We start from the raw sequence: 24,954 nt of genomic DNA on the forward strand, positions 1-24,954 counted from the left end.
TGGCCACAAGTACAAACTCGCCGCGTTCTTCATTTATAAACTCCGGGGTGAACATTACGCCTACCTTTCATTGTCTTCGCCAAACGCTGGAAATTGAATGCTTTTTCATCAATACCTTATCTTGTCAGAAATCCTGTTCGAGTCGCGATGTCCGCTTCTCGCTCATAGCAGACATTGACCTGTATGTTAGTCAACTCTGTGCCAAAAGCGGCCATGCATTTTTATGTGGTGCGTTATCCATAGGCAGGAATGTGAATAGATAAATATAAATTGTTATAATCCAGGCATTCCTGTGCCCTAAATTTAAGTTAACAATGGTAAACAGAATTCTGATAAGTGCTTGCCTGATGGGTTTTAAAGTGCGCTATAACGGAAGTGAGAAAGCACCAATGATGGCTCATCTGTTGCGCTGGCAAAAGGAGCAACGCCTGGTGATCCACTGCCCCGAGCTGGCTGCGGGGTTACCAATACCACGTTCCCCGGCAGAGATTTTTTTTGCTGATGGGAAAGACGTGATGCGGGAGCGAGCCAGAATAATAGAAAATACAGGGAATGATGTGACTGAGCATTATCAGCTTGCAGCCTGGCTGGCCTTACGCACAGCACAGGAGTCTGGATGTACCGCTGCATTATTAACTGATGGTAGTCCTACATGTGGAAGTCAGTTTATCTATGACGGCTCTTTTAGTGGCCAGCGAAAGCCTGGTATGGGAGTCGCAGCATCGTTACTTATTGAGCATGGAATAGCAGTATTTTCTGATACTCAGCTCGCTGAACTTATTACCTGGATTGAGGAAAGAGAAAGCTGAGCCTTCTGTCTATGGTAAAAATGTCAGACTATTTTGCTTTTCTGTGTCGCTTACCTGATTTAAAGATATCAATCTCTCATGTCCGCTTTTCGCTCAAAGCAGACCTTTACAGAAGCTCTGTTCTACAACCATTCCAGACAGAAGCGATCTTTCAGAAAAGATCTTTACCTCATACCCTTTCCCCTACAAGACTGCCCCGCATCTCGAACTTTATTAACCTCATATACAAGGCCCCGTAGCGCAGCCGTACATCATGTAAAGCGGAAAGAGTGGTACTAAGGGTAACAGGGCGATGGTGCCCAGGGTGCTGACGGTTTGCGTCTTATCAATGATGGATACCACTACCGGTCGCTCAAGCTTATATGGGGCTGCTAGTTCCGGTTCGTAGGATGATGACCAGAATCCCGTGGCTCTGAATACCACTCCAAGGCGATCGTTATTAATCAGCGTCGCCTTATACTGATTGACAAGCTCGGCCTGCTGCACAGCATCCAGTTTACGCTTATCCATCACCACCAGGTACTCCGCCGTCACATCATGATTTTCCACCATAAAGCTGACTCGTAACCCGGAGGCCTGCTGATTAAAGCGTTCATAAAATGCCTTATATCGCTGATACTCTTGCGGCACGCCATTGCGGAAAAAACGGTAACTGTACTTTTGTGAACTGGCGATAATACCGGATTCGATCGGTTTGATCGCTATAATGGTATCGGTTGGTGGTAAATTTTGCGCGCTGGTGCAGCTTGCTATCACAACCGTTGCCAATAGCACGACGTATTTCATCTTAATCATTCCTTGTCATAAGAATCTCTATGGGATTTTATCATATACATTTCTGCATGAACCCTAAGCCGTTATTCTCTATACACCATTCCAGTTAATTTGTAAGCCTTGATTGAACAGACCTGTAAGTTGCGACTTAACCCCCCTTAGCATCGCATAATGTATATGTGCATTACCTTAGCAGTCATTATTAGGACATCAGGAATGCATAGTTTTAAGTTCTTCATCCTTTTACGGCCGGACTTTCCTCTAAGCGAGTTGTTTAAGCCGGGGGGAGCTTTGTCTCTTCCTTTGCCACGGCAACACGATGTCTTGAACTGCAAACTGTATCGCCCCTGTCCATAGCGGTGGTTCAATCGGTTCAGCAGTTTCATTAATGCCTCGCTGTTATGTTTACTCAAAGAGAAGAACAATACGAAGCAACCTGTCAATGAGAAGCGCTGACCGGTGGGCCTGGCGCAGATTTCTGTCGCCAGCAATAACGTCCGACAGCTTTGTGCCAGAAGCGGACACTATCAGCCGCAGATACGATAACCTCGATCTGTCACTCTCTCGCTTACCGGTGGTATCTGCCTGCTTTTCTGAAAACGATAACCCCGGCCAGTAATAATCCTGTGATACACAGAACGATACTGCAGAGAAATAAACCACTGCTGTCTTTTGTACCGGTAAAGTAACCTCCTGCAACAGCTCCAGACCCAATGCCAATATTGAACGACATGACATAAAGTGCAGACGCGGATTCAGGATAATCCCGTGACGCTTCGATTACCCATGACTGGAGACCGACGATAACTACTGAGATGGCGCAGCCCCAGAGAAACAGCACCCCGCCAGCACTTAGAGGACCCGGCAGCGTTATCAGCAGAAGAGTCTGGGCAAGCGCTATACCCGCCCCGCCTGCCAGTGTCAGTAAAGACGGTTTCAGGGAAAAGCGGCTTATCAGCAGCGTACCGCAGGCTCCTCCCACGCCGAAAACAAAAAGCAATATTGTCAGAACATCAGCATTAACCCCCGGTATTGACCTCAGGAGAACAGTGACATAGGTATAACTCATGAAGTGTGCCGTAATAATTAAAAGCGTTACGACTGCCAACAGCCAGAGCAATCCGGAGAAGGCCGGTTTTGGCAGGCCAGATGGTCCCGCTTTCGCTGTGGGTTCATGAACGCGAGGCAGCCATATGACAGCAAGACACATAATGATCAATGAAAACAGGCCGAACAGACCAAACCCCTTTTGCCATCCGTAATAATTTCCTGTTGCAGTCGACATCGGCACTCCCATAACTATCGCCAGCGATATGCCTGAGAAAACAATAGCTGTCGCCCTGCTTGCAGGCATGGTGCCCGACATTCTGATGGCATAAGAGGCAATCCCTGCCCAGAACACACCGTGTCCCAGGGCTGCAATTACTCGGAGCAATAGCAGCATGACGAAACTGTCTGTCAGCATGACCGAGCCATTACATATTGCGATAAGGCCGAGCAAAAAAACGAAAAGCTTTTTTCTGTCAATTGATTGCGTGAGCAACGTGACGGGTATGACGGACAGGGTTATTACCCATGCATATACGGTAATCAGCACGCCGGCCTTCGCCCCGCTAATCCCGAGATGCTCTGCTATCTGATTTAACAGTCCGACTGGCAAATATTCGGTTGTCTGCGAAACAAACGCGCCTGCGGCCAGGACAGATAATGCCTTAATCATAATTTCTGGCCTCGTACCTGTTGCACCTGTACACGCCGTCTGCGGTTTCATCAGGGATGCGTTTTATCCACGCTACCGCTGGCACTGCTGGCCAGGATACCCGGTTAACCGCTCTCCCTGTCAGATTAAATAAATCTGCTCTCATTCTGCGCCTCACAGCCTGTCATAAAATTGCATTATCCTGCAAAATTACGCATATTAACGCAACAAAGATTGCAATATGGCGCACTGAAATGAAATTACCTGATGCAAGGCGGCAGAAAATTCTCGATTTATTAACCCGTCATGGTGAGTTGCAGGCTTCTGCACTGGCTGAAAAACTGGGGATATCAGAGGACACGGTTCGCCGCGATTTGATACGCCTCGAGTCTACAGGCATGCTGCGTCGCGTACGTGGCGGCGCGATTCCCCGCACCCAGGTACCGCTTCATCATCAGGAAAGGCTGGGCAGAACGGGCGCGTCAAAAAGCGCTATCGCTTCGATGGCAGTCTCGCTTATTCGGCAGGATGATGTCGTCGGACTGGACGGAGGTACTACCACGCTTGCCATCGCACAGGCTATCCCGCCCGGATTGCGTTGCACCGTCGTAACGAACAACCTACCCGCCGCCATGGCGCTGTCTGTTCATCCGGATGTGGAGGTCATTGTGCTGGGCGGTAAATTATTTAAGCCCGCGATGGATATGACGGGCCATAAAGTGTGTGAAGAGTTACGCACTATGGCTTTTGATATCTGCTTTATAGGTGCGGCGGCGGCGAATATTACTACCGGCTTCAGCAGTATCGACTATGACGAAACTCAGGTTAAGCGCGTTCTGGCACAAGCTGCTGGGCGCAGCGTGTGTGTTATTTCGGGAGAGAAAATAGGGAAACATTCCCCTTTTTCTTATGCATCACCAGGAGAAATCAGCGACATCATCACCGACTGCGATGCGCCCGCTGACTATATTGCGCTGTTCAGGGACGAAGGCATTAACGTTATTGTGGCAGAGCCACAGGGAAAGAAATAAGGAAATTATCGTGAAGAAAGAGATTGAAACACTGGAATCAAGACAAATTTACCGTAACCGCTGGATGTCACTTAAGGAGGACCGGATTCTGAGAGCCGATGGCAGCGAGGGGCTCTATTCCGTTATTGAAAAAGATGATTTTGTGGTGGTCATTCCGGTTGAGAATGATGAAGTCTATCTGGTCGAGCAATACCGTTACCCGCTGGGCCAGAGAACCACAGAACTACCACAGGGAAGCTGGGAATGTTCCCACGATGCTGCACCTGAAGACGTTGCCAGAGGCGAGCTTAAAGAAGAAACCGGGTTGAGCGCCGGAAAAATATTGTATGTCGGTTATCAGAAGCTCGCGCAGGGCTATTCAGCACAGGGTTATCATATTTACCTTGCTACGCAGCTGACATTTACCGGCCAGCAACTGGAGGAGGAAGAGTATGGCCTGACGGTGAAAAAAATTAAAATAAGCGCCTTTGCTCAATTAATACGTGACGGCGAAATCACTGACGCCACTTCGGTTACCGCTTTCCTGCTGGCGATAGCTAAAAATATGATCTCTGAAGGCTGCCCGGCATAAATAACATAACAACGACGTCCGCTTTTCGCTCAAAGCGGACGTTCGAGAGCATCTTTTTTAGAATGGAATCTTCATAATATGGCTTCTTCAGCACGGTAACACTTTGAAGTAAAACACTTATAATTTTAGTAAATGTTATGAAAAACTAAACTAACCTTTTGTTTTTGCATAACTACACAACTGATTTAAAATCCCTTGTTGGGTAGAAATCAATCATTAATTTTGAGCAGCACACCGTCAAAAGTGGTTATCAAAACCCAAAAACAAATCAAGATAATCATAGGGTTATAAATCAGGTGAAATTCGTGAGCCCTCGCTAAAAAAGTGTATATTAGTTATATTTATCAATAAGTTGTGGGGTTTCTGGGAAACTACTGTTGCGCCATATGGAGTGGTTCGAAGCCGCAGACCTGATCGTTAAAGGTATGGAAGGCGCAATCGCTGCCAAAACCGTGACCTACGATTTCGAACGTCTGATGGATGGCGCTAAGCTGCTGAAATGTTCAGAGTTTGGCGACGCGATTATCGCGAACATGTAATCCGCGTTGTGGGTTGCACAAGAACGGGAACCTGATGGTTCCCGTTTTTTTATGCGCGTTTGAGTTCTTCCCCAAAACTTTTCCCCAAAACTCTCTCTTCACGACCCTGTTTTTGCGCTCAGTATCACCCAGTCTTTCCCTCGGTCATCATTATATCTGTCCGTCATTTTCTGCGTCTTATGCCCCAAGAGTTTTTGCGTATCTACACCCTGCTCTCTGTATAGCCGTTCTGATAGAGAACACTGCTCATGGAAAGTAGGGGCTAACGACCCTACTACCTGCCAGGACACGGGCAGGGTGGAATGGGCATGCAGGCGCACGACCTGTTGTGCTCCCACTTTGCAGAGCGTTGCACGCTGAAACCATGGCACTCGCCGAAATATGCTGCGAGAAATCACACGTTAGGACCTGATTAAAGATTTTAGCGACAAGATTCTAGCTAGGTTCAAAAAAATGGGTGGGTTTTTTCTAACGATGGGTATTGTATATCCACTGTTCAGAACCCGCTCATAGTAGCGGGTTTTTATTTGGCGTTAGTCACTTTCCGGTTGTCTGGTTTTCCAGTTAGTCAGTTCACAACCTATTCAGTTAAGACTACAACCTTTCGCTGAAAAAGTTCTTCCTGTCATGGAATATGGAGCAGAATTTTTTGTAAAAAGGAACGCCATGTTTCACCCCATGGGGCTGGTGAAAATTGACTCTCTGCAAGCGCAGTCATAGTGCGGTTTAACTCCTCATCACTTTGTATAGCAATTGCCTGAGAAGCCTGTTGTTTGAGATTGCGAATAGCTAATTCGTTTTCCATCTCAACATAAGAACTCATAATTTCGCCGATGTTTTCGCCAAATATTTGATAATCCGGACCGAAAAAAATCACCAGCAGCTTTCTTAGTGTTTCGTAATTTTTGTCCATTATTTATCCCATGAATGGATATGCAGTTAAAACGTAATAAGGCTTGTTGTTATACATTTTTTTGAGAAGAACAATTCGTACTACATAAAGAGTTTCTTTGATCTGACTCCCTTGGCGGAAACCGTAACCAACTGCTGAGCCTGATTTATAAGTAATATCCAGCGTATTTTCTGCGCTTCGGGAAAGATTTGCCCAGTGCAGAATTTTCAACCGGTTAGCTTTAAGTGCAGAACTGATAACTTTTTCAGCTTGCTCCAGCTTAAAAAAAGACGATGTGGACTGCATTTGAGGGGTTCTGGCAAGGCGAGCCAGTAACTCTTCTTCAGGAACAGCGATATGTTTCGCCATTGTATGACCGCCAGCTTTAATACCTTTTACAGCTTCATGCTCTGCCAGCCTAAAATTGCCTGCGCGAACGGGCCATTAAGACGCTGACCTTTTTCAGTGAACAGGATCCTCTGTCACTGCTGCAAAGGTGGCGGGGAGGAAATAATGGTAACGACTGACCCACTGGTGCTGATGAACGTCGCTGCCAGTTCAATGATTGTACTCAGGTTGATGATGTTCCGTAAGCCCGGCGGCAAACACAATGTTTGGGCCTCGTGGCGCGCCTTTTTAACGTACTGAGGCCAGAATAATGCGGATCAGCGATAAAGGTATCTCTCTCATAAAGCAGTTTGAAGGCCTGCGCCTAACTGCGTATCAGGACAGTGTGGACAATTGGTTATGGCTGGACACAGCCAGTGGACGGCAAACCGATCCGCCCCGGTATGACCATCAAAGAGGAAACCGCCGAGCCCCTGCTGCGCACGGGGCTGGTGGGCTACGAAAGTGACGTGTCGAAGCTGGTGAAGGTTAAGCTGACGCAGGGGCAGTTTGATGCGCTGGTTTCTTTCGCCTATAACCTCGGTGCCCGCGCGCTGTCGACTTCCACGCTACTGCAAAAGCTTAACTCCGGGGATTACGCCGGTGCTGCTGATGAGTACACGCGATGGAATAAGGCTGGTGGCAAAGTACTGCCGGGCCTGACGCGGCGTCGTGAGGCAGAGCGCGCACTCTTCCTTTCGGACAGCAAAAAATGATCTCGAGCTGGAAAGCCGCTGCTGCTTTGCTTTTACTCGGCGGCGTACTATCCATCGCCTGGACGATTAACCATTACCGCAATAACGCGATCACCTTCAAAGACCAGCGCGATAAAGCCGCTCAAAACCTGAAGCTGGCAAACGAGACAATCGCCGATATGCAGACCCGCCAAAGAGAGGTTGCAGCCCTTGATGCAAAATACACAGTTGCACTTGCTGATGCGAAAGAAACCATTGAGCGTTTGCGTGGCGATGTCGCTTCTGGCGCTAAACGGCTGCGCGTCACCGCAAATTGCCCGGTCGGAACCTCCAGCGCCGGCGGCATGGGCGATGCTTCCACCGCCAGACTTACAGACGCCGCTCAACGGGATTATTTCACTCTCAGAGAGCGAATCGCCACAGTGACCAAACAGGTTGGTTATCTGCAGGAATATATCAAAACCCAGTGCCTGAAATGACAGCCTCGCAATCGCGGGGCTTTTGTATGCGCCTCGCACGCGTAAACACTAACCCGAGCCTTTCAAAAGCTGAGCCTGATAGCAACCGAAGGCATCATTGCGGCCTCTCGGGTGAGGGCTGTTCTGTGCGACAGGTTCATCTTCCTGAAAGGAATCGACCATGACATATCAAACTACAACATTTCTGCATGTTCTGCGGATAACTAAACAATACGTTTGATTTTAATGACATTATGATAATCTCATGTACTGGTTCTGTAAGGCCATTAACAGGAGGTTTATATGGCGCAGCAAGCGCAAGAAGAGGGTAGCTTACGATTGTTGAGGCTGGGTGAGATAAAGCTGGCTAAGTCTGTGTTTGGCGATTCTATCCAATATCATAAAGTCTGGATTCATCATGACAGTTATTTGCCTTTTGGGATGCAAAACCAATACGCAGCGCTGGCCCCGAATGGGGAACTTTATTTTCGTTACTGGTACCAGGACGATTTTTCTAAAGCAGCTGCTGATATGCAACACCTTTTCATCCATGAAATGAGCCACGTTTGGCAGCGTGAGAAAGGAATGTATGTAAAGCTTCGTGGTCTTTTCAGTTGGGCCGTAAGCTATCGGTATGGACTGGATAAACGAACCCTCAGACAGTACCCGTTAGAGCAGCAAGCTCAAATAATTGCTGATCATTTTATCTTAGAGACATTTGGCTACGCTCAATGGCTGGTGTTAAGGGGTAAAAACTATGATGTCGTATCGTATGATGGCGAGCTTGACGAGGCCGTTGTTAGTGGGCGGTACAAGCATACGCTGAGGGGTTTTCCGAATGTTTAAATTCTCGAAAGCATGGTTGTTTTCTATTTTCCTTTTGAGTGGCTGCCCTGGACAAGGTGACAGATTAACCCCCAGTGAAACAACAAAAGTAAAACTGATTTCAAATGACGTGTGTTTTAACGTGCCAGAATCTGAAGATTTCCAACCTTCTATTATAATTATTGCCCCGAGAAAAACGCCTCATAAAGAAAGATGGTATCGCGAAAATCCCCCTCTTGAGGTCAGAAATGGGAGTCTGTGCATCCCACCGACATTCTACTCATTTACACCTGATACGCCTTACATCGTCGAATATTTGCTTACCTCCTTATCAAAAAGTAATTCTGGTGCTTCAAGACATGTTGTCGTGGGCTTTGAACTTACCAGCGGAAGGGTTCACCAGCTCGTTTTAGATAAAAGTGAGATCAGCCAATAAGAAACTTATACCAACTCCGAATCATGATCGACTAACTCTGCGTACCCTAAAGCCGCCTCCGGGTGGTTTTTTATTGCCATCACCAAGCGGCAGACATTACATCATGCATTCACTGAGTGCCTGTAATAGTGCCAGTCTTTGATAAACTAGCGCGCCTGCCTATGCGTTAATTTCACCCTCAGAGAGCGAATCGAAACAATGACGAAGCAGGTTGGTTATCTGCAGCAATACATCAAAACGCAGTGCCTTAAATAAAAATATTTTCGAGTGGTAATGACTATTCATGGCTATTCAATCGTGCTCATAGCTATTAATAGGTGAGATATATAAAATTGAAATTTAATGATTTACTAAGGCCTCGCATTCGTGAGGCTTTTTATTTTGCGGTGACAACCCGCACGAAGAACTGCCGACCGAATCGGTAGAGCATGATCACAAATACACCGAACCCCAACCTGTGAAATGAGCCTTTGGAAACGTCAGTTTAGTGCTGGCGAGCCTTCGGTGGGCTGGCGTTTCATTTCGGCAAAGGTTCATTTCACAAGCGAGGCAAACGCGATGAAATACCTGATTAAGATCGTAAAAGGCGAGCCGGTAGTGAGCACAAAAGTTATTGCAACTGAGTTTGGCCGCCGCCATGACAATGTCATGCAAAACATTCGCTCTCTCATCGAGACGGAGCATTTAGGACCCCTTGATTTCAAGGAGTCCTTATATGTTAATAAACAGAATAAAGTTCAACCTGCTATGAGCTAACTGAGCGCGGATTCCTGATTGCGATGCCGTTCATTGGTAGCGACAAAGCAAGGGATGGGCAGGTTCGGCTGGTAGACAGCTTTATTGCCTACCGCGAAAAGGCGAAGCAGGACACAGTCATTCAGGCTGAGCGTGATTTAGCTTGGGTTGAGTATCGGCCAATGACAAATGCCATAAAGAGCAACAGAGAGTCAGAAGGGAAAGAGGTAGAACATTATCACCTTAGCAAAGAAGCCAGCATGATCAATAGGATTGTCCTGGGCGTCACATCTGCGAAGTTCAGGAAAGATAACGATATCGGAAAGGCTGAGGCTATTCGCGATTTTCTGACCGCAGAACAAATTCGGGCTATCACCGAGCTACAGCGTGCTGACACTGTGTTCATTAATATGGGGTGGGATTATGAACGAGCTGATAATAATGTTCGAGCGCAACCACCGTTAGCCGCTTATCGAAGAACAGCACCTCTTAGCAGTATAAGCGAAAGCAGTGAGCCACTTTCACAATGGCTCTTCATTACAAAGCCTATCTGCGGGTGTGCTTGATAATGGGGCAAGATATGATACGTTTCCCTTCTCATAGCAGAGGGAGGTAAACAATGGAATTATTGGAAAAACGACCTGTTATAGACTTTAGGGTTGGCGTTTATACCTATGAGCAAATTCAAGATAGCCACTTCATGTATCTTGAAGAGCAAAAGGCTCATGAGGAGATTAAAAGGAAGGGTTGGGAATATGCATATACCCCTGGCGATATGTTTAATAGCGGTCGCTATGTAAGGTATTTTCGAGTTTGGACCAGTAAAGAAGAATTTGATACTTAACCGCCTCCGGGCGGTTTTTTTGTTGTCATCACCATGGGTTTACCCATCGTAATGACAATATCCCCTACAGCGGATAAATCACTTGTTATCCCTTTGAGAGGATAAACAGACGCGAATGACTGACATCTACGAAATCACCATCACCACTCAGGACGGCGAAGAGTACGCCGGGAAGATGACTCTTCGGCAGCCTGAACTGGTTAACGGCTTTGTCGCACTAGCGCAGGACAGTGGGTTTACTTCGCCCCGGGCGACGTTAAGCGCTTCCGGTTCACGCCTGTAGTCAGGAGGACGAGCAACCAGTGACAGAAGAAAGCACCACAGAAGAAAAAACGGAATAGCGAAATTTTAAATATTAATGGCCTACCAAAAGATAGGCCGTAATTTTAGTCTTCCATAAACTTCTCACGGCGATAATCGTCATAATCACTTTGCTCACGACAGTCTTCGCAGAGTAAACCGTCATGCTCAAACGTATGATCATAAGCTTCGTCAAGTTCTGCACCTTCAAGAACCTTCCCGCAAGCGTTGTGATAGCCACCAGGGTCGGTATAACCCTCACAACCATGACTCATAAAAGGCCGCAATACTTTTATTTGTGCAGGTGATAGAGCTGCATAGCCTTTGTCGATAGCGAGCTTGGCAATACCAGAAACCTTTCCATCTTCGTTATGGAAAACATCGTGCTTTAATAGTTTTTCGAGCAAATTCTCTTCAATACCCATAGCGCCTCCTTATGATATCTACTCAATAATCGATCAAAAGCAGGGTTTATTTAGTGATTTTGAGCAAATTATCAGAGTTAAATCACATTGAAAATTTTATGGGAGGTGAATAAAAAATACGGAATAATTAATGACACACGACGAAGAGAAAAGGCCACTGCCGAATTCAGCATTCGTCGAAGAGTTCGCGCCATACAACAGGCTAATCCCAGCTACTGGTGTGTGGCTGTGGGGGCAGTCGAACATCATTAGCCGAATCAGGCTACCTACATAACCCCGACCATATTCATCTCGCAGATGCTGATGTCGGCTTCCTTTGGGCTGCGCATGCCTTCTCCAAATCGACCCTCCTGAAAAAGCTGAGCAGAGGCGATCAGGAAGGGGCGTACGAACAAATGCGCCGCTGGGTTTACGCTGGCGGTATGAAATGGAAGGGATTGCAGAACAGGCGGGAGATGGAGCGCTCCATGTGCCTTGCGGAAAGCAAAGATAATTTCTAACTGGAAAGCGTTCGCCGCTCTTCTCCTGCTCGCTGGTGGCCTGTCCCTCGCCTGGACGATTAACCACTCCGCACCAACGCGCTCACCTACAAAGACCAGCGTGATAAAGCGACGGTCCGGGCCAGCACTCTGAGGCGATCACCAACAATGTGATCGCCGCGATGAATCTCATTCGTGACATCTCACGGGCTACGCAGAATGCTAAGAACGAACTGGCCGAAAAGGGCGAAACACGCATTGTCTACATCAGGCAAGCGCTTGGAGGCGATCCGTGCGCAGAGTAGTTTGTTTCTCCTGCCACTGCTGACAGCCTGCGGGAATACGCAGACAGTTTACGTCCCGGCCCCGGTGTTGCCGATAAGCGCTGACCTGACCGCAGACACGCCGATCCCCGGAATGGCAGTTCCGTTCACGTGGCAGGCAAGTCTGGAGTTAAACGCTAAGCTCTATACGGCGTTGGGGAAGTGCAACCTGGATAAGTCGGGGATTAGAAGTATTGAAGCGCGTCGTAGTACTTTGGACTTATCAGATAAATGAGATGAACAATGTTGATAATTGCGAGGGCAAGATCAAGGAGGCTACCATTTTTGACTTTTTATGTTTTTAATCCAGTCTCGCTCTTAGCTGAATTTTTCCCAAATTTTTAGCATGATGAACTGATGGTGGAATTTGAGAAAGGATGCTTTGGCTGCTATATCTCTGTAAGTATCCTGCATAATCGTGCCATTCACATTTAGAGATCCTCCGGCATAATCAATCTGCCAACGAAGGAGATCGCTATGCGTAAAGCCCATTTTACTGAGCATCAGATCATCGCTGTGATTAAGTCGGTTGAAGCCGGACGAACCGTTAAAGATGTCTGCCGGGAGGCCGGTATCTCTGAGGCCACTTACTACAACTGGAAGTCCAGATACGGTGGCATCGAGGCTTCTGATATTAAAAAGATCAAGGATCTTGAGGACGAGAACCGGCGTCTCAAACAGATGTTTGCCGACCTGAGCCTTGAGAACCGGGCGCTGAAAGACGTTATCGAAAAAAAGCTTTAAAACCAGCCTTTAAGCGTGAGCTGGTCACTCATCTGGTAACGACATTTGGACTAAGTATTCGTCAGGCCTGCCGGAGTCTGAACCTGAGCAGAACGGTTTACCATTACCGTCCGGATACCACGCGTGATGAACCCGTTATTGCCGCGTTGCAGGCAGTGGCCGAGCGATACCCACGATACGGTTTTCCGAAACTTTTTCAGGTTCTGAGGCGGCAGGGACACCCGTGGAATCACAAAAGGATCCACCTTATTTACTGTCTGCTGAAACTGAATTTTCGCCGTAAGGGCAAACAGCGGTTGCCGGTGCGTAATCCCTCGCCACTGGCCACTCCGAAAGCGCTGAACCAGAGCTGGTCTGTTGACTTTATGCATGATGCACTGGTCTGTGGCCGTCGTTTTCGCACGTTCAATGTCGTTGATGACTTTAACCGTGAGGCGTTGTCGATTGAAATCGATCTGAATCTGCCAGCTCTGCGCGTGGTCCGTGTGCTCGACAGGGTCGCGGCAAGCCGTGGTTATCCGGTCATGCTACGCATGGATAATGGTCCGAAATTTATCTCACTTGCACTGGCTGAATGGGCAGAGAAACATGCAGTAAAACTGGAGTTTATCCAGCCGGGTAAGCCGACACAGAACGCTTTTATTGAGCGCTTTAACCGGACATACAGTACAGAAATACTCGATTTTTATCTGTTCAGAACGCTGAATGAAGTGCGGGAAATAACGGAAAGATGGGTGTCAGAGTATAACTGTGAACGCCCGCATGAATCACTGAACAATATGACGCCGGAAGAATATCGACAGCACTATTATTTGGCCGGGATCTCAAAAAATTCATGGAACTAAAATGGGTCTATTTACAGAGTTCTTCCCCAAAACCTTTCCCCAAAACCGCTCCTGTTAAATTGATACCCACCCTGCAACTGCACTGCCCGGAATGGAGGATGAAGGTAATGAAAGACGGGATATCTGGCGTACTGTGTGCAGCCCAAAAATAAAGTCCGGGAATATTATGAGGATATTTCCCGGGTTTTTGTTTAACTTTCATTCTATAAATTAATAGTTATTTCCCATTGATTTAACTTCCCATGAAGTACTATCTGAGATAGTTATCAGTGCCAGACAGTTTGATAAGTCACCATTTTCTGATGCACTATATCTAACTGGTTTCACTAACGCAGCTAAAAAACAATTTTTTATATCACTTAATGAGTTGGAAAAATGCTTGATCTCATCCCATGATAATTTAAATCCAGTATTGCTGGATAACACTCGTTGCTCAAAATCAGACATGGACATACCTTGTGGAGCTATTCCAACTGCTTCTATTTCATATAGATACCAATCCCATCTATTAGCCGGTACTTTGTCTAATAAGTGAGATAAATGGACTTTTTCTCCATTGTTCCACATCGCTCCTTTACTTACATACATTATGGCATCTCCAAATCTTTTGCAGGACCATGTTGCGGTGTTCCTCCTGTAGGGTTAGGAATATACTCATGCTGAGTATGTGGCGCATCAACATCATGGACTGGCCTCCCATTTTTATCGCGCGGTAATGGTCGATCGGGGCGATAAGTGCCATAAGGATTTTTATCTTCAGTACCTGTTTTGCACAATCCAGACGGGTCAATATATTTGAGAGGGTTTGGCGCATAACTATATAAGTGCAGCCCACCACTTAACCCTATCGGATCCTGAATGATGAACCATCCGATCTGTGGGTCGTAATTGCCGAACAGGTTATAATGCAGCCCGGTTTCGCTGTCTACATACTGCCCACCATAGCGCAGCGGCTGGTGCTGGAGCATCACCATCGGAAACAATTGGGTTTGTGAACCGCCCTGATGAAAAGTGGCGCAGAACGGTTTACAACATGGACGGTAAAAAAAGTCAGGCGTAAAAATGCGAAAAAAATACCATTTTTTAATAGGTTGTATAATTTCCTTGTCTGGTTGTAATGGTGCTGGTGTATTACTAAACCCACCGACAGAAACTGGATACTATCCACCAACAGAATCCCAAACCGTTGATAAAGCACCAGCCGATACTTCACAAAAGGGAACTCGGACTGTTATACGAAAAGCTCCTGACTGACCATATTGCCCGGTTATCAGTCATGCGATCGGTTCGATGAGTTTCATATTACCGGCTGATCGGTGAGCCCCAGCGTTGCCGGTACGATATCTTCAAATATTGCGATCAGCTGTGGATCCATAAAGAGATAATGATCGGGGATATCGAGGACATGCAGAGGTTTAAATGCGATGACCCGACCAAATTCAGCCACTAAACGGTTTTTATGCTTTTGTTCCATAACACAAATAACATCAGCCCATTGAAGCAATTCGTAAGAGACTCTCTTTTTAGCATTTCGGCTGGTGCCCGCAGAGCGCACATTAAGGGATGGATGACGGCGGAACACCTGTTCCGCCGTAGGGCTTCGCCATTGATTACGGCTGCATATAAATAGTACTTTCATCAATGTGTTGGTACTCTTCCAGGCCTTTCATAGCAAGCTGCTGGTTAGTAATACGCGGATACTGAAATCCCAGTTGTGCGGCACGCAGTAATTTATCTGACCGCGTGTAGAGCATCTTCCAGTTTTTTTCGCCACGAAAAGTTAATGAGGCCGTATGAGCATCGCGAGATCGGTTACGTGCTGTTTCCATTGATTCTCTCTCAGATTGATCGGGGTCAGCAGCCGCGATAATACGGGGAGAACAAGCCGGGAGATTCTAGCATCTTGCGGGCATATTTTGCATATCGGTTATCGCCACTACGTTATTACGGTCACAACGGGGTTTTAAAACCAACGCTCTGCTCCTGTATTAAACTCCCCAAAAGCGTCATCAGCTGGCTGGTAACGCAGCCTCTCCCGGGTACGAGTCAGATCGAATCGCTTAACCGGGATATTAATCAAGCGGCGGCAGATCGGTGAGGAGCTTTACGAAGCGCTTTCTTACTTCCTTATATCCGTTATTTTCATAAAACTTGTGTGCTTTAACCCTTGTTTCATTGCTTGATAGTTCAATCTGAGAACATCTCTTGATAGCCGCGATGCGTTCAGAGGCTATAAGGAGTTGCTGCCCCACGCCCTGTCCTCGTAATGACTCATCTATTACCAGCGCTGAGATTAATGCCCATAAGTTATTTTCATGAACAGGCATGATGAAATTTATGACAATAACGCCACAAACCTCTTTCTCTGATTCGGCAACTAAAGTACACAGCGTGTCATGCTGGTCACGGAGACATTGTTCTAAGATCGCGTGCTCTGTCTCGTAGCCCAACTGCAGGAAAAGCCGTTTTAACGATGGAATGTCTTTGAGTTCAGCAGCCCTGATTGAAATCATTATGATCGCGTCCTTATTTTGATTTCGATAAAGATATTCAGATTTGACTAATCAATTCAACAAAATTTCTGAGACGGGTACATGAACTATGCGCAGGGGCAGACATTGTTGGCATTGTGTTATGTTGTTAACCGGATGCCGTTCATGAAGGGCGGAATTGCCTGACGACACTGTTTACTGATGGGGAAGATGAATGACAAGTGATGTTATCGCGCTTTCTGCTATTGGCGTAGCTATCCTGTTTGGCGCAATGAGCCCGGGAGTGAGTTTTCTTCTCGTCGCCCGAACGGCCATGTCCAGTTCGAGAAGGGCGGCTTTAGCTGTTGCTGCAGGGATGGGTTTTGGTGCGTTTGTTTTTGCTGCCATCGCGTTAGCGGGTCTTCACACCCTGTTGACGTTGATCCCGTCACTGTACACAGGTCTGAAGCTTGCAGGCGGTTGCTATCTTTTATGGCTGGCTGTGAAAATGTTTCGTCGTCCTTCAAATCGTTTTAATGATTTGACCGAAACAGAAGAAGTCAGCGTCTCAAAAGCATTTATAACTGGCGTATTTACGCAGATCAGCAATCCCCATACGGCACTGGTATTTGCCAGTATTTTTTCCGCAGCGCTTAGCAAAAATATTCCGCCTGTTATGTACATCATCCTGCCAACAATGGCATTCGTTATCGATGTGCTCTGGTATGCAGTTGTTGCATGCTTATTATCAACTCACGGGCCACGGCAGGCTTACATTAAATACCGTAAGTTTATAGATAAACTAAGTGGAGGCATTATGGCCTTGCTTGGAATACGGCTGCTGCTGAAGTAGGTCAGCAGGTGCGAGCTTTTATCGATGCAGTCTTTATCTGGGTAGCTTCAGAGTGTGGGGAGAATAAGCGTCGTACGTATGGTGAAGAACAAACAGATAGATCGTCATGAAGGATAAAAGCGCTGCCATAGCAGCGCTTTTTAGTAATCAATTATCGCGTCTAAAACTCAAAAATTAGAAACTTTCCCAGTCTGTATTAGTGACTGCACTGCTGCCCGATGCGGGTTTTTTTTGCAGCTGCTGTGTTCTGGCGAGCGGCGCGCTTACCGTTTTTCCGACATACCCTGTATTTTCATTAAGCGTAAAAGTAGAGACCAGGCTCGACAAGGTTTCAGCCTGCTCCTGCAGGGATTTAGATGCCGAAGAGGCTTCTTCAACCAGTGAGGCGTTTTGCTGGGTAACTTCATCCATTTGCCCGATCGCCAGGTGAACCTGCTCAATACCCTTACTCTGCTCAGTGGTCGCAGCCGCGATTTCGTTCACCAAATCTGCGACCTGACGGACAGCATTGCTCACATTTTCAGTGTTACTTCCCACATTCGCTGCCTGGTTAAGACCCTGCTCAACCTGGGAAACAGAGAGTGAAATGAGATCTTTAATTTCACGGGCAGCAGAGGACGAGCGCTGTGCCAGAGTACGCACTTCAGAAGCAACCACCGCAAATCCTCGGCCATGCTCACCTGCACGCGCGGCTTCTACCGCAGCGTTAAGCGCCAGGATGTTGGTCTGGAAGGCGATACCTTCAATAAGGCCTGTAATATCGGAGATCTTTTCTGAGCTTCCGCGAATCTCTGACATCGTTTCCAGCATCTGGCTGACTGCGCCCGCATTCATGCTCGATAAACTGTTAGCGTTATTCGCCAGTTCGCTTGCCTGAACTGCGCCATCGGCATTCTGGCGCACGGTTTCACTCAGGGTAGCCATACTGGCAGAGGTCTGCTCCAGAGAGGCGGCTTGCTCCTCCGTTCGTGATGACAGGTCTTCGTTGCCTGCGGCAATCTGGGCTGAGCCGGTGCTGACCGATTGTGCAGCATGGTTCACCGATAACAGCGTTGTTGAAACCTTCTCCAGCAGGCCGTTAAACGCTGATGCAGTCTGGCCTATTTCATCGTTTCTGTAGACAGTGGCAACCTGGGTCAGATCGAGACTGTTACTCACCTCAGTCATCGTGCTCTTTATGCTGTTAAGGCTGCGCTTGATGCCCTGAATAATAGTGATGGAAAACAGACCAAGCAGAAGGATCACCACTGCTGCGGCGCTGCTCATCATCCACCACGTTTTGGCATAAATTGTCTTGTTTTGTTCTCTCAGGGCCTCACCGATTTTTATATTTAATTCAATCTGATTGGTGAAATCGGCTTCCATTTTACGCGATGCAGCACCCACACCATCTTCACTTTTAAGAAGAGACAGGGATAACGCATTGTCGTGGTTTTTTGAGGCCGCTAAGAAAGCGGGTAACGCTGCACGAACGGCTTCGATATTTCGGTATGCCTGCTCGGTCATCGCTTTATCTTCATCGCTGGAAATATCATTTGCCATGTAATAATCCGTGAGCGATTTCAGCGTGTTAAGCAGGCTGTTTATTCTCTCTTCAGCCGCAGCCTGGCCAGCACTGTCTAAAGCAGTCTGGTGACGATAAAAGGCGATACCAAGCTGGCTGGTGGTGCTGATTGATTTATTCAAATCCTTAATGCTGGGTATGGCATTGACCTGGACATACTCAAAGCGCGACTGGAAACCCGAAATCACGGAAAGTGAGACGGCAACAACCGCGAAAAGTGATATAGCGAGCAAAGAAAATGCTAGCGACAAACGCTGTGTGATAGACATAAGAACCCTGGTGTTATTAGTAAATGGAGCAAAAAGGGGTTATCGACGCCGCTTTTAAAGGCTTTAACGATATTTAATGAATATATTTTTTTTGAAAAAATGGATACTTCCTGAATTTATGCTAGCCAGCTTTTTTTGAGCGAAATTAATTTTATTATCTTCTTTCAGGTTAAATAACTTAATTAATTACTGGTGCGAAAGTGATTGATGCATAACAACAAATATTTAATAAAACAGATCGAATCATAACCACAATACCTTTTAACCTGATGGGTTTCGTGGTTATTCAGGTGGGCAAAAATCCCTTTTAGCCCATTGATTGAACCCGCTCAACGTGAACTCTTCGTCCGACAGCCAGCCCCGTATGTGCGCCCGCGACTGCTATCGCTACCGTTAATATCAACGGTAACGGCTGGCTGCTGGCGTTACCCGGCAGCAGCGGGCCGAATGCGGCCATCAGGGACCTTTAGTCAGGCAAGTTTGAAAACCGCAGCAGAGCGGTTCAGATGAGCCGCCTGATCCTCCAGCGATGCGGCAGCAGCGGCGGCCTGTTGTACCAGTGCGGCGTTTTGTTGGGTCACTTCATCCATTTGGGTGATAGCGATGCTGACATGCTCAATACCGTTCACCTGCTCGCCGGAGGCGGTGTAGATTTCGGCCATAATTGCAGAGACGTTGTTGATCGCCGTGACTACCCCGGTCATGGTTTTGCCCGCTTGCGCGACCAGGTCGGTGCCTTCCGATATACGGCTATTTGAGGCTTCAATCAGTGCCTTAATCTCTTTTGCCGCCGTCGCGCTGCGCTGAGCAAGCGCGCGCACTTCGCTTGCCACTACGGCGAAGCCACGGCCTTGCTCACCGGCGCGGGCTGCTTCCACCGCAGCATTAAGCGCCAGGATGTTGGTCTGGAAAGCGATGCTTTCAATGGTGCTGATGATATCGCCGACGCTTTTCGAGCTGTCAAAGATAGCCGCCATGGTGGTAACGACTTTATCCACAACTTTGCCTCCCTGCTGCGCGACGCTGGACGCGTCAGACGCAAGGCTGCTGGCGTTTTGCGCGTTAGAGGCATTTTGCCTTACTGTCGCCGTCAGTTGCTCCATGCTGGCTGAGGTTTCTTCCAGTGAGGCAGCCTGCTGTTCCGTTCGTACAGAGAGATCGGTATTACCCATCGCGACCTCTTTAGAAGCGCTGTCGATAGAGGTCGCAGCGGTCTGGATATCAGAGACGACTTTTTTGAGCTGCTCCTGCATGGCGGTCAGGGTGACGATCAGAACACCGGCTTCATCTTTTGAACGAGCGACCAGGCGGGTGGAGAGATCGCCCGAGGCAATCGCCTTCGCTGCGTTTACCGCTTCCCCAAGCGGAAGGGTGATGGAACGGGCGAGGGCATAGCCCAAACCTGAAGCGATAAGTACACCTAACAGCGCGCCGATAAACAACGCCAGCCGGGTCTGCGTTTCAACGGAGTCGACAGAACCCTGACGCTCGCCGAGCAGTTTTTTTTCATTGTTAACGATTTCATCAATGGTGGCGCGCATTTGATCCATCTGCTGCTTGCCCGTGTTAGCTTCGAAGGCGGCATTGAAATTGGCCTGCGTCATGGTCCCGGCATTGAGCGCACGACGATGATCCAGCAATTCAGTAACAAACTTATTCCCCCACTCTTGCTCCTGCTGAAGCAAATTATTCAGGCGATCCTGCTGAGTAGGGTTATCAGAAGTTAAGCTTTTCGTTTCCTGCAAAACTTTAACGAAATCCTCTTTGCCTGAGCTCCACGGAGCCAGCATTTCCTCTTTGCCATTAATGGCATAGCCGCGTAGTCCGGTTTCCATATTTACCAGGTCCTGGGTCAAGGCACGGCTTTTATCAATGACGCGCCAGCTATGTATATTCCATTCGTTGGTACTGACAATTCTGGAAAAGTTATTGTAGAAAGTGGCGCAGAGTAATAGCAGCAAAATTAAAACGGCACCAAAGGCAAAAAAGAACTTTTTCTTGATAGGTAAATTTTTGAACATTTGAACCTCGTTCTACAGAGAAAGACAGAGCAGCTCCATGAGCCCTAAAACAGATAAGTTATCGGCATCGATTAATCTGTCTTTAACTAAAACTCGGCTAACTACAGGCAACGAAGAATATATCCTTTTTGCTTTTTTTCTATGCGTCTGATTTTAAGGAGATAGCTCACTGCAAACGCAAGGGGTGAAGCAGGATATATCGTTTGCGCTGGCGGTGTGGCGCAAGCGGTGCAGTGCAGCGCTGTATCAGCCAGCAAAATCAGAAAGAAATCCTGTGTCTTACATACACAGGATTTCACCATTTTAATTTTCCCTGACGCGCTACAAAAATGAGGCTCTGCCCGTAGAGAGGGATTAATAAGTCAGACTACGACGTTGTGGTTATTTTCTGATAAACAGTGACTTTCTTCATGGATATAAGTTCGATGAACCCTGCTCTTTTGTTAAAGCCTGTTCCAGAAAATGAATCGCGTTATTTAACGCCTGGTCGGCTTCCGGCAGAGTACCGGCCAGAAGATGCCATACATGAAACATCCCAGGCCACACTTCGAGCGTTGTCCGTACGCGCGCTTCGCCTAAATTTGCAGCCAGCCTGATAGCATCGCTCAGCATGACCTCATTCTCACCTATCTGGATGAGGATGGGTGCAAGCCCCTGCACATTCGCATAAACCGGGGAGGCATCAGGATGGGTGGCAAGCTCTCTCGCCAGAAAGCATCTTGCCAGCCTGTTAAGAAAGTCGACGTTACAAAGGGGATCAATCCCGTCACGGGTCGTCGCAGATAAACCGCTATGGATAAGATTAGCCCAGGGCGAGATAGCCACGCCTGCGGCCGGAAGCGGAATACCCGCGTCACGGGCCTTGCGCATGATCGTCACCACCATCGCGCCACCGGCTGAATCGCCTGTTAGCACGAGATTTTCAGGCTGAACGCCGCTATCGAGAAGGGCACGATAAGCTGAAAAAACATCATCTATTGGCGTGGGGAAAGGGAATTCAGGCGCCTGCCGATAATCTGGTGTGTACACCCTGGCTTTTAGTGCCTTAGCGATACGTCCAGTAAGGCCGCGGTATGCTTCGACCCCGCCATGGACATAGCCGCCGCCATGAATATAAAGCACCACTCTGTTGCCGGTATGTTCATCCCTCTCACTGATCATCGCGGGCGTATTGCCTAACGTGCTTGTTTTGTAGGAGACCCCTTCGATCGCAGGGAAGATTTTTTCGAGCCCCTGCATATAGCGGGCGCGAACCTCAGGCCAACTGGCTTCTGACGTACCGTATACCTTCTCGACAACCGGACCAGCTGCACTGATCCATCCATCCAGAGTTTTTTGAGCGTTTTTCGACAACATTATTGAATCCTCACTGATTGAAATTCTACAATCTGAGTATATTTAAATGATTGGCGAAAAAGGTTCCCCAATGACGGGCAGGAAAATCGCGTCACCAGAGAGTGCTGGCTCAGCTCTGGAAATTAACGCATTACGTATCTTTGTTGCTGTGGCAGAGTCGGGCAGTTTTGTTGCTGGCGGTAAGGCAATAGGGCTGACGCGCTCTGCCGCGGGCAAAGCCATTGCGCGTTTAGAAGCTTACCTTGAGACCCGGCTTTTTCAGCGTACAACCCGCCGTTTGTCGCTTACGACAGAGGGGCACGAATTTTATCATCGTTGCAGCCAGATACTGGAGGATTTAGACGAAGCTGAAGCGACTATCCGTCAGAATCTGCCGTTGCCGAAAGGCATCCTCAGACTGACCGTGTCAGAAGGCTACGGCAAAATGATCGTTCTGCCCTTTATCAATGAATTTTTGCGGGCCTCACCAGATATAAGTATTGAAATCAGCTTCAGCGATCGGGTTGTTGACCTTGTAGAAGAGGGGTTCGATCTTGCAATACGTGTAGGCAACGCAACCACCAGTTATCAATACATCACCCAGGTGATCGACAGAACAAGTCCACAACTTTGGGCTTCACCTGATTATATCCGTCAGGCAGGCATGCCTGAATCACTTGCTGGGATTAAAAACCACCGTCGACTCGTTTATGGTCTGGGCGCGGCTTCCACCGCATGGACTCTCGTTGATAAAGCGCAGGGACAGGTAACAGTGAACGGTCGCAATCACGTCAGGTTTGACAGCGGGGATGCCATTCGTACAGCAGCTATAGCCGGGCTGGGTATCGGATTTCTCCCCTCATTTATGGTTGAGAAGGATATTCAGGAAGGACGCCTGGCCCAGGTGCTGCCCGACACGCAAGGCGAAGAGGTCGCTATTCATGCTATCTACCCCAACCGCCGCCATCTTCCTATCAGGGTGCGGGCTTTTATTGATAGCTTTAAATCTTTCCTCAGTAACAGAAAAAACAGCAGCACATGACGCTGTATTGTTCGGGAACTCTACGCTGCCAGAAAGGGACGTGTTCATTCCTGTCCATTCCCGGCACCGTGGTTTTTAAAACCATCGCCCGAGTACGCTCTGCTATTTGAACAACTCCGCGCCCGGATTAAATTCGCGAAAAGCATCATCACTCAAAATAAGGCCTTAACACTTCCTCAGTCCACTTTATAAACGCTCTTACACGCGGCGATAAATTGCGCCGATGTGCGACGACAAATGAGGCGGTGATTGGCTCTGGAGGCAGGTCAGGCAGGATCTCAATTAGCGCGCCGCGCTGGATATGCATTAACAGTGAAGGGTAGCCACCCTGAATCAATCCCAGACCTGCAAGACCCGCGTCATGATAGGCCGGAACGCTATTGACCGTGACCGCACCAGGCAGCATCAGCGATTTATAACCGTCGCCCGATGGATACTCCCATCCGTCAGGTCTGGAACCAAAATTGCGGATGTAATGCACCATCCTGTGCCTTTGGTTAACAAGATCCTCGAGGGTCTCTGGTTTACCAAAGCGGCTGAGATAGCGCGGGCTGGCGGCATTTATCATGCGCAAATGGCCCAGCGGCCGGGCAATAAGCGTTTCATCGACAATGGGGCCCAGGCGCACCACGCAGTCAAATCCTTCCTGAACCAGATCGACGCGGCGATCGCTGCTTGAAAGCTCTATCTCCAGTTCAGGGTGTGCTTCCAGTAACTGCGGCAGGGCAGGGATCACCACGCTTTGCGCCAGGATCGCAGGCATATCCACGCGCAACTTTCCCTTCAGCGGCATGCCGGAATCAGTGAACATGGAGCGCAGGTCGTCGGCTTCAGCAAGTAGATCCCGCGCGCGGGCATAAAAAGCCCGCCCGTCTTCCGTCAGTTGTACCGTCCGTGTTGTACGGTGAAGTAATGTAGCGCCCAGGTCGTGTTCCAGTTCGCGCACCACCATTGAAGCCCGTCCTTTCTGGATCCCCAGGCTTTCCGCTGCCTGGGTAAAGCTCTTCAGTTCTGCCACTCGAGCAAAAATAAGCAGCGGCTCAAGATTCTTCATTGTTCATCCTCAGAGTAACAGTGCGTATTTCCTGGCGCTGTTTATGCAGGTATTAAAACTCAATAGAGTACTTTCACACCGTGTATTTCGCATCACGTTTTCTGAAGGCAAATGAGGAGTAAACAGAAATGAATAAAGGTTATTTAATCGGTCATGTGACCGTCAAAGACCCCGACGCTTATGCCGAATATGCCCGCGCAGCGGGGGAGGCCATGCAGGCCTTCGCGCCAAAGATCATTGCCTGGTCCGGGCAGTATGAAAACCTTGAGGGTGAATCGCATCAGCGGCATGTCGTTTTTGAGTTCGCTTCCTTTGACGAGGCTAAACGCTTCTATGAGAGCCCTGAGTATCAGGCGGCAAAAGCACTCCGTGCAGGTGCGGCGACCGGTACCTTTGTTTTGGTTGAAGGTAGTAGTCTTTAATCAGGCATAAGCGTGGGCGCTTCTCGCACGTGGCTGAATCGTAACGTTGCATCAGGGACAAGGAGTGCCAGTGCCCTGTAAAGCATCATTCAGCGATGGAGCAGAGATTTTA

Annotated in this window: 30 protein-coding genes and 8 pseudogenes; 22 read left to right on the top strand and 16 right to left on the bottom strand. The window is 48.1% G+C overall.

The features are described 5' to 3' along the window. The first annotated feature begins 314 nt into the window (after positions 1–314). Complete coding sequence (locus SOM48_RS21780; protein WP_320512983.1) at positions 315–809, top strand: 2-thiouracil desulfurase family protein; 495 nt, start codon at positions 315–317, stop codon at positions 807–809. A gap of 219 nt (positions 810–1,028) precedes the next feature. On the opposite strand, the gene SOM48_RS21785 is transcribed toward SOM48_RS21780, so the two are convergent. Then, a complete protein-coding gene (locus SOM48_RS21785) occupies positions 1,029–1,595 on the bottom strand; it encodes a hypothetical protein (RefSeq protein ID WP_320512984.1) in 567 nt (188 codons plus the stop codon). Between the two features lie 556 nt (positions 1,596–2,151). Then, on the bottom strand, positions 2,152–3,303 hold the full coding sequence (locus SOM48_RS21790) for an MFS transporter (RefSeq protein WP_320512985.1): 1,152 nt from the start codon (positions 3,301–3,303) through the stop codon (positions 2,152–2,154). A gap of 233 nt (positions 3,304–3,536) precedes the next feature. Between SOM48_RS21790 and SOM48_RS21795 the strand changes: the two genes are divergently transcribed. The 3 genes and pseudogenes from SOM48_RS21795 to SOM48_RS21805 all read left to right on the top strand — a co-directional run. After that, positions 3,537–4,313 (top strand): DeoR/GlpR family DNA-binding transcription regulator, encoded by a 777-nt coding sequence (locus SOM48_RS21795; RefSeq protein WP_320512986.1) that lies wholly within the window; start codon positions 3,537–3,539, stop codon positions 4,311–4,313. Between the two features lie 10 nt (positions 4,314–4,323). Next, entirely contained in the window at positions 4,324–4,884 is a 561-nt protein-coding gene (locus tag SOM48_RS21800; protein WP_320512987.1) for an NUDIX hydrolase, read from the top strand. Positions 4,885–5,255: 371 nt separating this feature from the next. After that, positions 5,256–5,423 (top strand): annotated as a pseudogene (locus SOM48_RS21805) (NADP-dependent isocitrate dehydrogenase); the annotation flags it as partial. Between the two features lie 98 nt (positions 5,424–5,521). Here the strand turns inward: SOM48_RS21805 and SOM48_RS21810 are convergent. Continuing rightward, a pseudogene (locus tag SOM48_RS21810) lies at positions 5,522–5,686 on the bottom strand (integrase); the annotation flags it as partial. 6 nt (positions 5,687–5,692) lie between these two features. On the opposite strand from SOM48_RS21810, the pseudogene SOM48_RS22735 reads away from it, so the two are divergent. Then, a pseudogene (locus SOM48_RS22735) lies at positions 5,693–5,802 on the top strand (DUF968 domain-containing protein); the annotation flags it as partial. A gap of 246 nt (positions 5,803–6,048) precedes the next feature. On the opposite strand, the gene SOM48_RS21815 reads toward SOM48_RS22735, so the two are convergent. Further along, a complete protein-coding gene (locus tag SOM48_RS21815) occupies positions 6,049–6,336 on the bottom strand; it encodes a contact-dependent growth inhibition system immunity protein (protein ID WP_320512988.1) in 288 nt (95 codons plus the stop codon). 3 nt (positions 6,337–6,339) lie between these two features. Next, positions 6,340–6,684, bottom strand: coding sequence for an RNase A-like domain-containing protein (locus SOM48_RS21820; RefSeq protein ID WP_320512989.1), 345 nt, complete (start codon positions 6,682–6,684; stop codon positions 6,340–6,342). A 144-nt stretch (positions 6,685–6,828) separates the two neighbouring features. Here SOM48_RS21820 and SOM48_RS21825 point away from each other — a divergent pair, with 144 nt between their 5' ends. The 10 genes and pseudogenes from SOM48_RS21825 (at position 6,829) to SOM48_RS21870 (ending at position 11,036) form a co-directional block, all read left to right on the top strand. Further along, on the top strand, positions 6,829–6,963 hold the full coding sequence (locus tag SOM48_RS21825) for a phage holin family protein (RefSeq protein WP_320512990.1): 135 nt from the start codon (positions 6,829–6,831) through the stop codon (positions 6,961–6,963). Positions 6,964–6,970: 7 nt separating this feature from the next. Next, a pseudogene (locus SOM48_RS21830) lies at positions 6,971–7,418 on the top strand (lysozyme). After that, positions 7,415–7,876 (top strand): lysis protein, encoded by a 462-nt coding sequence (locus tag SOM48_RS21835; protein ID WP_320512991.1) that lies wholly within the window; start codon positions 7,415–7,417, stop codon positions 7,874–7,876. The pseudogene SOM48_RS21830 and the gene SOM48_RS21835 overlap by 4 nt, the downstream one beginning before the upstream one ends. Positions 7,877–8,158: 282 nt before the next feature. Beyond that, a complete protein-coding gene (locus SOM48_RS21840) occupies positions 8,159–8,701 on the top strand; it encodes a type IV secretion protein Rhs (protein WP_320512992.1) in 543 nt (180 codons plus the stop codon). Beyond that, positions 8,694–9,116: a putative T6SS immunity periplasmic lipoprotein gene (locus SOM48_RS21845; RefSeq protein WP_320512993.1), complete on the top strand. Its 423-nt coding sequence runs from the start codon at positions 8,694–8,696 to the stop codon at positions 9,114–9,116. Before SOM48_RS21840 ends, SOM48_RS21845 begins: the two co-directional genes overlap by 8 nt. A 180-nt stretch (positions 9,117–9,296) precedes the next feature. Beyond that, positions 9,297–9,371, top strand: a pseudogene (locus SOM48_RS21850) (lysis protein); the annotation flags it as partial. A gap of 207 nt (positions 9,372–9,578) precedes the next feature. Then, positions 9,579–9,872, top strand: coding sequence for a Rha family transcriptional regulator (locus tag SOM48_RS21855; protein WP_320512994.1), 294 nt, complete (start codon positions 9,579–9,581; stop codon positions 9,870–9,872). A 23-nt stretch (positions 9,873–9,895) separates the two neighbouring features. After that, positions 9,896–10,417 (top strand): hypothetical protein, encoded by a 522-nt coding sequence (locus SOM48_RS21860; protein ID WP_320512995.1) that lies wholly within the window; start codon positions 9,896–9,898, stop codon positions 10,415–10,417. Positions 10,418–10,470: 53 nt separating this feature from the next. Continuing rightward, the gene (locus SOM48_RS21865) at positions 10,471–10,695 is read left to right on the top strand and encodes a hypothetical protein (RefSeq protein WP_320512996.1); all 225 of its coding nucleotides are present in this window, start codon (positions 10,471–10,473) and stop codon (positions 10,693–10,695) included. A gap of 115 nt (positions 10,696–10,810) precedes the next feature. Next, positions 10,811–11,036, top strand: a pseudogene (locus SOM48_RS21870) (hypothetical protein). A gap of 45 nt (positions 11,037–11,081) precedes the next feature. On the opposite strand, the gene SOM48_RS21875 reads toward SOM48_RS21870, so the two are convergent. Then, the gene (locus SOM48_RS21875; RefSeq protein ID WP_320512997.1) at positions 11,082–11,420 is read right to left on the bottom strand and encodes a hypothetical protein; all 339 of its coding nucleotides are present in this window, start codon (positions 11,418–11,420) and stop codon (positions 11,082–11,084) included. A gap of 218 nt (positions 11,421–11,638) precedes the next feature. Between SOM48_RS21875 and SOM48_RS22740 the strand changes: the two genes are divergently transcribed. From SOM48_RS22740 to SOM48_RS21890, 4 genes and pseudogenes are all read left to right on the top strand, one after another. Further along, the gene (locus SOM48_RS22740) at positions 11,639–11,920 is read left to right on the top strand and encodes a glycoside hydrolase family protein (RefSeq protein ID WP_414672801.1); all 282 of its coding nucleotides are present in this window, start codon (positions 11,639–11,641) and stop codon (positions 11,918–11,920) included. Then, positions 11,913–12,288, top strand: a pseudogene (locus tag SOM48_RS21885) (DUF2570 domain-containing protein). Before SOM48_RS22740 ends, SOM48_RS21885 begins: the two are co-directional and overlap by 8 nt. Further along, positions 12,269–12,457, top strand: a complete 189-nt coding sequence (gene lysC, locus SOM48_RS22780; protein ID WP_420028334.1) for an Rz1-like lysis system protein LysC — start codon at positions 12,269–12,271, stop codon at positions 12,455–12,457. Before SOM48_RS21885 ends, lysC begins: the two are co-directional and overlap by 20 nt. Before the next feature lie 242 nt (positions 12,458–12,699). Continuing rightward, positions 12,700–13,811, top strand: a protein-coding gene (locus SOM48_RS21890; protein WP_320512998.1) for an IS3 family transposase whose coding sequence is annotated in 2 segments (ribosomal slippage) — positions 12,700–12,961 and positions 12,961–13,811 — 1,113 coding nt in all. Because the reading frame shifts where the segments join, the coding sequence is not laid out codon by codon here. A gap of 210 nt (positions 13,812–14,021) precedes the next feature. On the opposite strand, the gene SOM48_RS21895 is transcribed toward SOM48_RS21890, so the two are convergent. The 5 genes and pseudogenes from SOM48_RS21895 to SOM48_RS21915 all read right to left on the bottom strand — a co-directional run bounded on the left by SOM48_RS21895 (position 14,022) and on the right by SOM48_RS21915 (position 16,324). Then, positions 14,022–14,378 carry a hypothetical protein gene (locus SOM48_RS21895; protein ID WP_320512999.1) on the bottom strand — a complete coding sequence of 119 codons (357 nt, stop codon included), beginning with the start codon at positions 14,376–14,378 and terminating at the stop codon, positions 14,022–14,024. 205 nt (positions 14,379–14,583) lie between these two features. Further along, positions 14,584–14,776: pseudogene (locus tag SOM48_RS21900) on the bottom strand (RHS repeat-associated core domain-containing protein); the annotation flags it as partial. 332 nt (positions 14,777–15,108) lie between these two features. Beyond that, positions 15,109–15,450, bottom strand: coding sequence for a low molecular weight protein tyrosine phosphatase family protein (locus tag SOM48_RS21905; protein WP_320513000.1), 342 nt, complete (start codon positions 15,448–15,450; stop codon positions 15,109–15,111). Continuing rightward, entirely contained in the window at positions 15,422–15,640 is a 219-nt protein-coding gene (locus SOM48_RS21910; RefSeq protein ID WP_320513001.1) for a hypothetical protein, read from the bottom strand. Before SOM48_RS21910 ends, SOM48_RS21905 begins: the two co-directional genes overlap by 29 nt. Positions 15,641–15,883: 243 nt before the next feature. After that, positions 15,884–16,324, bottom strand: coding sequence for a GNAT family N-acetyltransferase (locus tag SOM48_RS21915; RefSeq protein ID WP_320513002.1), 441 nt, complete (start codon positions 16,322–16,324; stop codon positions 15,884–15,886). A 193-nt stretch (positions 16,325–16,517) separates the two neighbouring features. Between SOM48_RS21915 and SOM48_RS21920 the strand changes: the two genes are divergently transcribed. Further along, a complete protein-coding gene (locus SOM48_RS21920; protein ID WP_320513003.1) occupies positions 16,518–17,135 on the top strand; it encodes a LysE family translocator in 618 nt (205 codons plus the stop codon). Positions 17,136–17,309: 174 nt separating this feature from the next. Here the strand turns inward: SOM48_RS21920 and SOM48_RS21925 are convergent, their stop codons facing one another. The 4 genes from SOM48_RS21925 to SOM48_RS21940 all read right to left on the bottom strand — a co-directional run bounded on the left by SOM48_RS21925 (position 17,310) and on the right by SOM48_RS21940 (position 22,345). Further along, the gene (locus tag SOM48_RS21925) at positions 17,310–18,968 is read right to left on the bottom strand and encodes a methyl-accepting chemotaxis protein (protein ID WP_320513004.1); all 1,659 of its coding nucleotides are present in this window, start codon (positions 18,966–18,968) and stop codon (positions 17,310–17,312) included. A gap of 307 nt (positions 18,969–19,275) precedes the next feature. Next, positions 19,276–19,425, bottom strand: a complete 150-nt coding sequence (locus tag SOM48_RS21930) for a hypothetical protein (RefSeq protein WP_181162120.1) — start codon at positions 19,423–19,425, stop codon at positions 19,276–19,278. 13 nt (positions 19,426–19,438) lie between these two features. Then, the gene (locus SOM48_RS21935; protein WP_320513005.1) at positions 19,439–20,989 is read right to left on the bottom strand and encodes a methyl-accepting chemotaxis protein; all 1,551 of its coding nucleotides are present in this window, start codon (positions 20,987–20,989) and stop codon (positions 19,439–19,441) included. A gap of 408 nt (positions 20,990–21,397) precedes the next feature. Beyond that, positions 21,398–22,345: an alpha/beta hydrolase gene (locus SOM48_RS21940; protein ID WP_320513006.1), complete on the bottom strand. Its 948-nt coding sequence runs from the start codon at positions 22,343–22,345 to the stop codon at positions 21,398–21,400. A 70-nt stretch (positions 22,346–22,415) separates the two neighbouring features. Between SOM48_RS21940 and SOM48_RS21945 the strand changes: the two genes are divergently transcribed. Beyond that, positions 22,416–23,366, top strand: a complete 951-nt coding sequence (locus SOM48_RS21945; RefSeq protein WP_320513029.1) for a LysR family transcriptional regulator — start codon at positions 22,416–22,418, stop codon at positions 23,364–23,366. A 148-nt stretch (positions 23,367–23,514) separates the two neighbouring features. On the opposite strand, the gene SOM48_RS21950 is transcribed toward SOM48_RS21945, so the two are convergent. After that, complete coding sequence (locus tag SOM48_RS21950) at positions 23,515–24,420, bottom strand: LysR family transcriptional regulator (RefSeq protein ID WP_320513007.1); 906 nt, start codon at positions 24,418–24,420, stop codon at positions 23,515–23,517. A gap of 128 nt (positions 24,421–24,548) precedes the next feature. On the opposite strand from SOM48_RS21950, the gene SOM48_RS21955 reads away from it, so the two are divergent. Continuing rightward, complete coding sequence (locus tag SOM48_RS21955; protein WP_320513008.1) at positions 24,549–24,842, top strand: DUF1330 domain-containing protein; 294 nt, start codon at positions 24,549–24,551, stop codon at positions 24,840–24,842. The last annotated feature ends 112 nt before the right edge of the window (positions 24,843–24,954 follow it).

Source organism: Kosakonia sp. CFBP8986 (assembly GCF_034044935.1).
In the GTDB taxonomy this organism is placed as follows: domain Bacteria; phylum Pseudomonadota; class Gammaproteobacteria; order Enterobacterales; family Enterobacteriaceae; genus Kosakonia; species Kosakonia cowanii.

What these genes read in the sequence shown, in the direction of transcription:
- SOM48_RS21780 (WP_320512983.1), top strand. Translation starts at nt 315, where the DNA reads ATGGTAAACAGAATTCTGATAAGTGCTTGCCTGATGGGTTTTAAAGTG.
- SOM48_RS21785 (WP_320512984.1), bottom strand. Translation starts at nt 1,595, where the DNA reads ATGAAATACGTCGTGCTATTGGCAACGGTTGTGATAGCAAGCTGCACC.
- SOM48_RS21790 (WP_320512985.1), bottom strand. Translation starts at nt 3,303, where the DNA reads ATGATTAAGGCATTATCTGTCCTGGCCGCAGGCGCGTTTGTTTCGCAG.
- SOM48_RS21795 (WP_320512986.1), top strand. Translation starts at nt 3,537, where the DNA reads ATGAAATTACCTGATGCAAGGCGGCAGAAAATTCTCGATTTATTAACC.
- SOM48_RS21815 (WP_320512988.1), bottom strand. Translation starts at nt 6,336, where the DNA reads ATGGACAAAAATTACGAAACACTAAGAAAGCTGCTGGTGATTTTTTTC.
- SOM48_RS21820 (WP_320512989.1), bottom strand. Translation starts at nt 6,684, where the DNA reads ATGGCGAAACATATCGCTGTTCCTGAAGAAGAGTTACTGGCTCGCCTT.
- SOM48_RS21825 (WP_320512990.1), top strand. Translation starts at nt 6,829, where the DNA reads ATGGTAACGACTGACCCACTGGTGCTGATGAACGTCGCTGCCAGTTCA.
- SOM48_RS21835 (WP_320512991.1), top strand. Translation starts at nt 7,415, where the DNA reads ATGATCTCGAGCTGGAAAGCCGCTGCTGCTTTGCTTTTACTCGGCGGC.
- SOM48_RS21840 (WP_320512992.1), top strand. Translation starts at nt 8,159, where the DNA reads ATGGCGCAGCAAGCGCAAGAAGAGGGTAGCTTACGATTGTTGAGGCTG.
- SOM48_RS21845 (WP_320512993.1), top strand. Translation starts at nt 8,694, where the DNA reads ATGTTTAAATTCTCGAAAGCATGGTTGTTTTCTATTTTCCTTTTGAGT.
- SOM48_RS21855 (WP_320512994.1), top strand. Translation starts at nt 9,579, where the DNA reads ATGAGCCTTTGGAAACGTCAGTTTAGTGCTGGCGAGCCTTCGGTGGGC.
- SOM48_RS21860 (WP_320512995.1), top strand. Translation starts at nt 9,896, where the DNA reads ATGCCGTTCATTGGTAGCGACAAAGCAAGGGATGGGCAGGTTCGGCTG.
- SOM48_RS21865 (WP_320512996.1), top strand. Translation starts at nt 10,471, where the DNA reads ATGGAATTATTGGAAAAACGACCTGTTATAGACTTTAGGGTTGGCGTT.
- SOM48_RS21875 (WP_320512997.1), bottom strand. Translation starts at nt 11,420, where the DNA reads ATGGGTATTGAAGAGAATTTGCTCGAAAAACTATTAAAGCACGATGTT.
- SOM48_RS21895 (WP_320512999.1), bottom strand. Translation starts at nt 14,378, where the DNA reads ATGTGGAACAATGGAGAAAAAGTCCATTTATCTCACTTATTAGACAAA.
- SOM48_RS21905 (WP_320513000.1), bottom strand. Translation starts at nt 15,450, where the DNA reads ATGAAAGTACTATTTATATGCAGCCGTAATCAATGGCGAAGCCCTACG.
- SOM48_RS21910 (WP_320513001.1), bottom strand. Translation starts at nt 15,640, where the DNA reads ATGGAAACAGCACGTAACCGATCTCGCGATGCTCATACGGCCTCATTA.
- SOM48_RS21915 (WP_320513002.1), bottom strand. Translation starts at nt 16,324, where the DNA reads ATGATTTCAATCAGGGCTGCTGAACTCAAAGACATTCCATCGTTAAAA.
- SOM48_RS21920 (WP_320513003.1), top strand. Translation starts at nt 16,518, where the DNA reads ATGACAAGTGATGTTATCGCGCTTTCTGCTATTGGCGTAGCTATCCTG.
- SOM48_RS21925 (WP_320513004.1), bottom strand. Translation starts at nt 18,968, where the DNA reads ATGTCTATCACACAGCGTTTGTCGCTAGCATTTTCTTTGCTCGCTATA.
- SOM48_RS21930 (WP_181162120.1), bottom strand. Translation starts at nt 19,425, where the DNA reads ATGGCCGCATTCGGCCCGCTGCTGCCGGGTAACGCCAGCAGCCAGCCG.
- SOM48_RS21935 (WP_320513005.1), bottom strand. Translation starts at nt 20,989, where the DNA reads ATGTTCAAAAATTTACCTATCAAGAAAAAGTTCTTTTTTGCCTTTGGT.
- SOM48_RS21940 (WP_320513006.1), bottom strand. Translation starts at nt 22,345, where the DNA reads ATGTTGTCGAAAAACGCTCAAAAAACTCTGGATGGATGGATCAGTGCA.
- SOM48_RS21945 (WP_320513029.1), top strand. Translation starts at nt 22,416, where the DNA reads ATGACGGGCAGGAAAATCGCGTCACCAGAGAGTGCTGGCTCAGCTCTG.
- SOM48_RS21950 (WP_320513007.1), bottom strand. Translation starts at nt 24,420, where the DNA reads ATGAAGAATCTTGAGCCGCTGCTTATTTTTGCTCGAGTGGCAGAACTG.
- SOM48_RS21955 (WP_320513008.1), top strand. Translation starts at nt 24,549, where the DNA reads ATGAATAAAGGTTATTTAATCGGTCATGTGACCGTCAAAGACCCCGAC.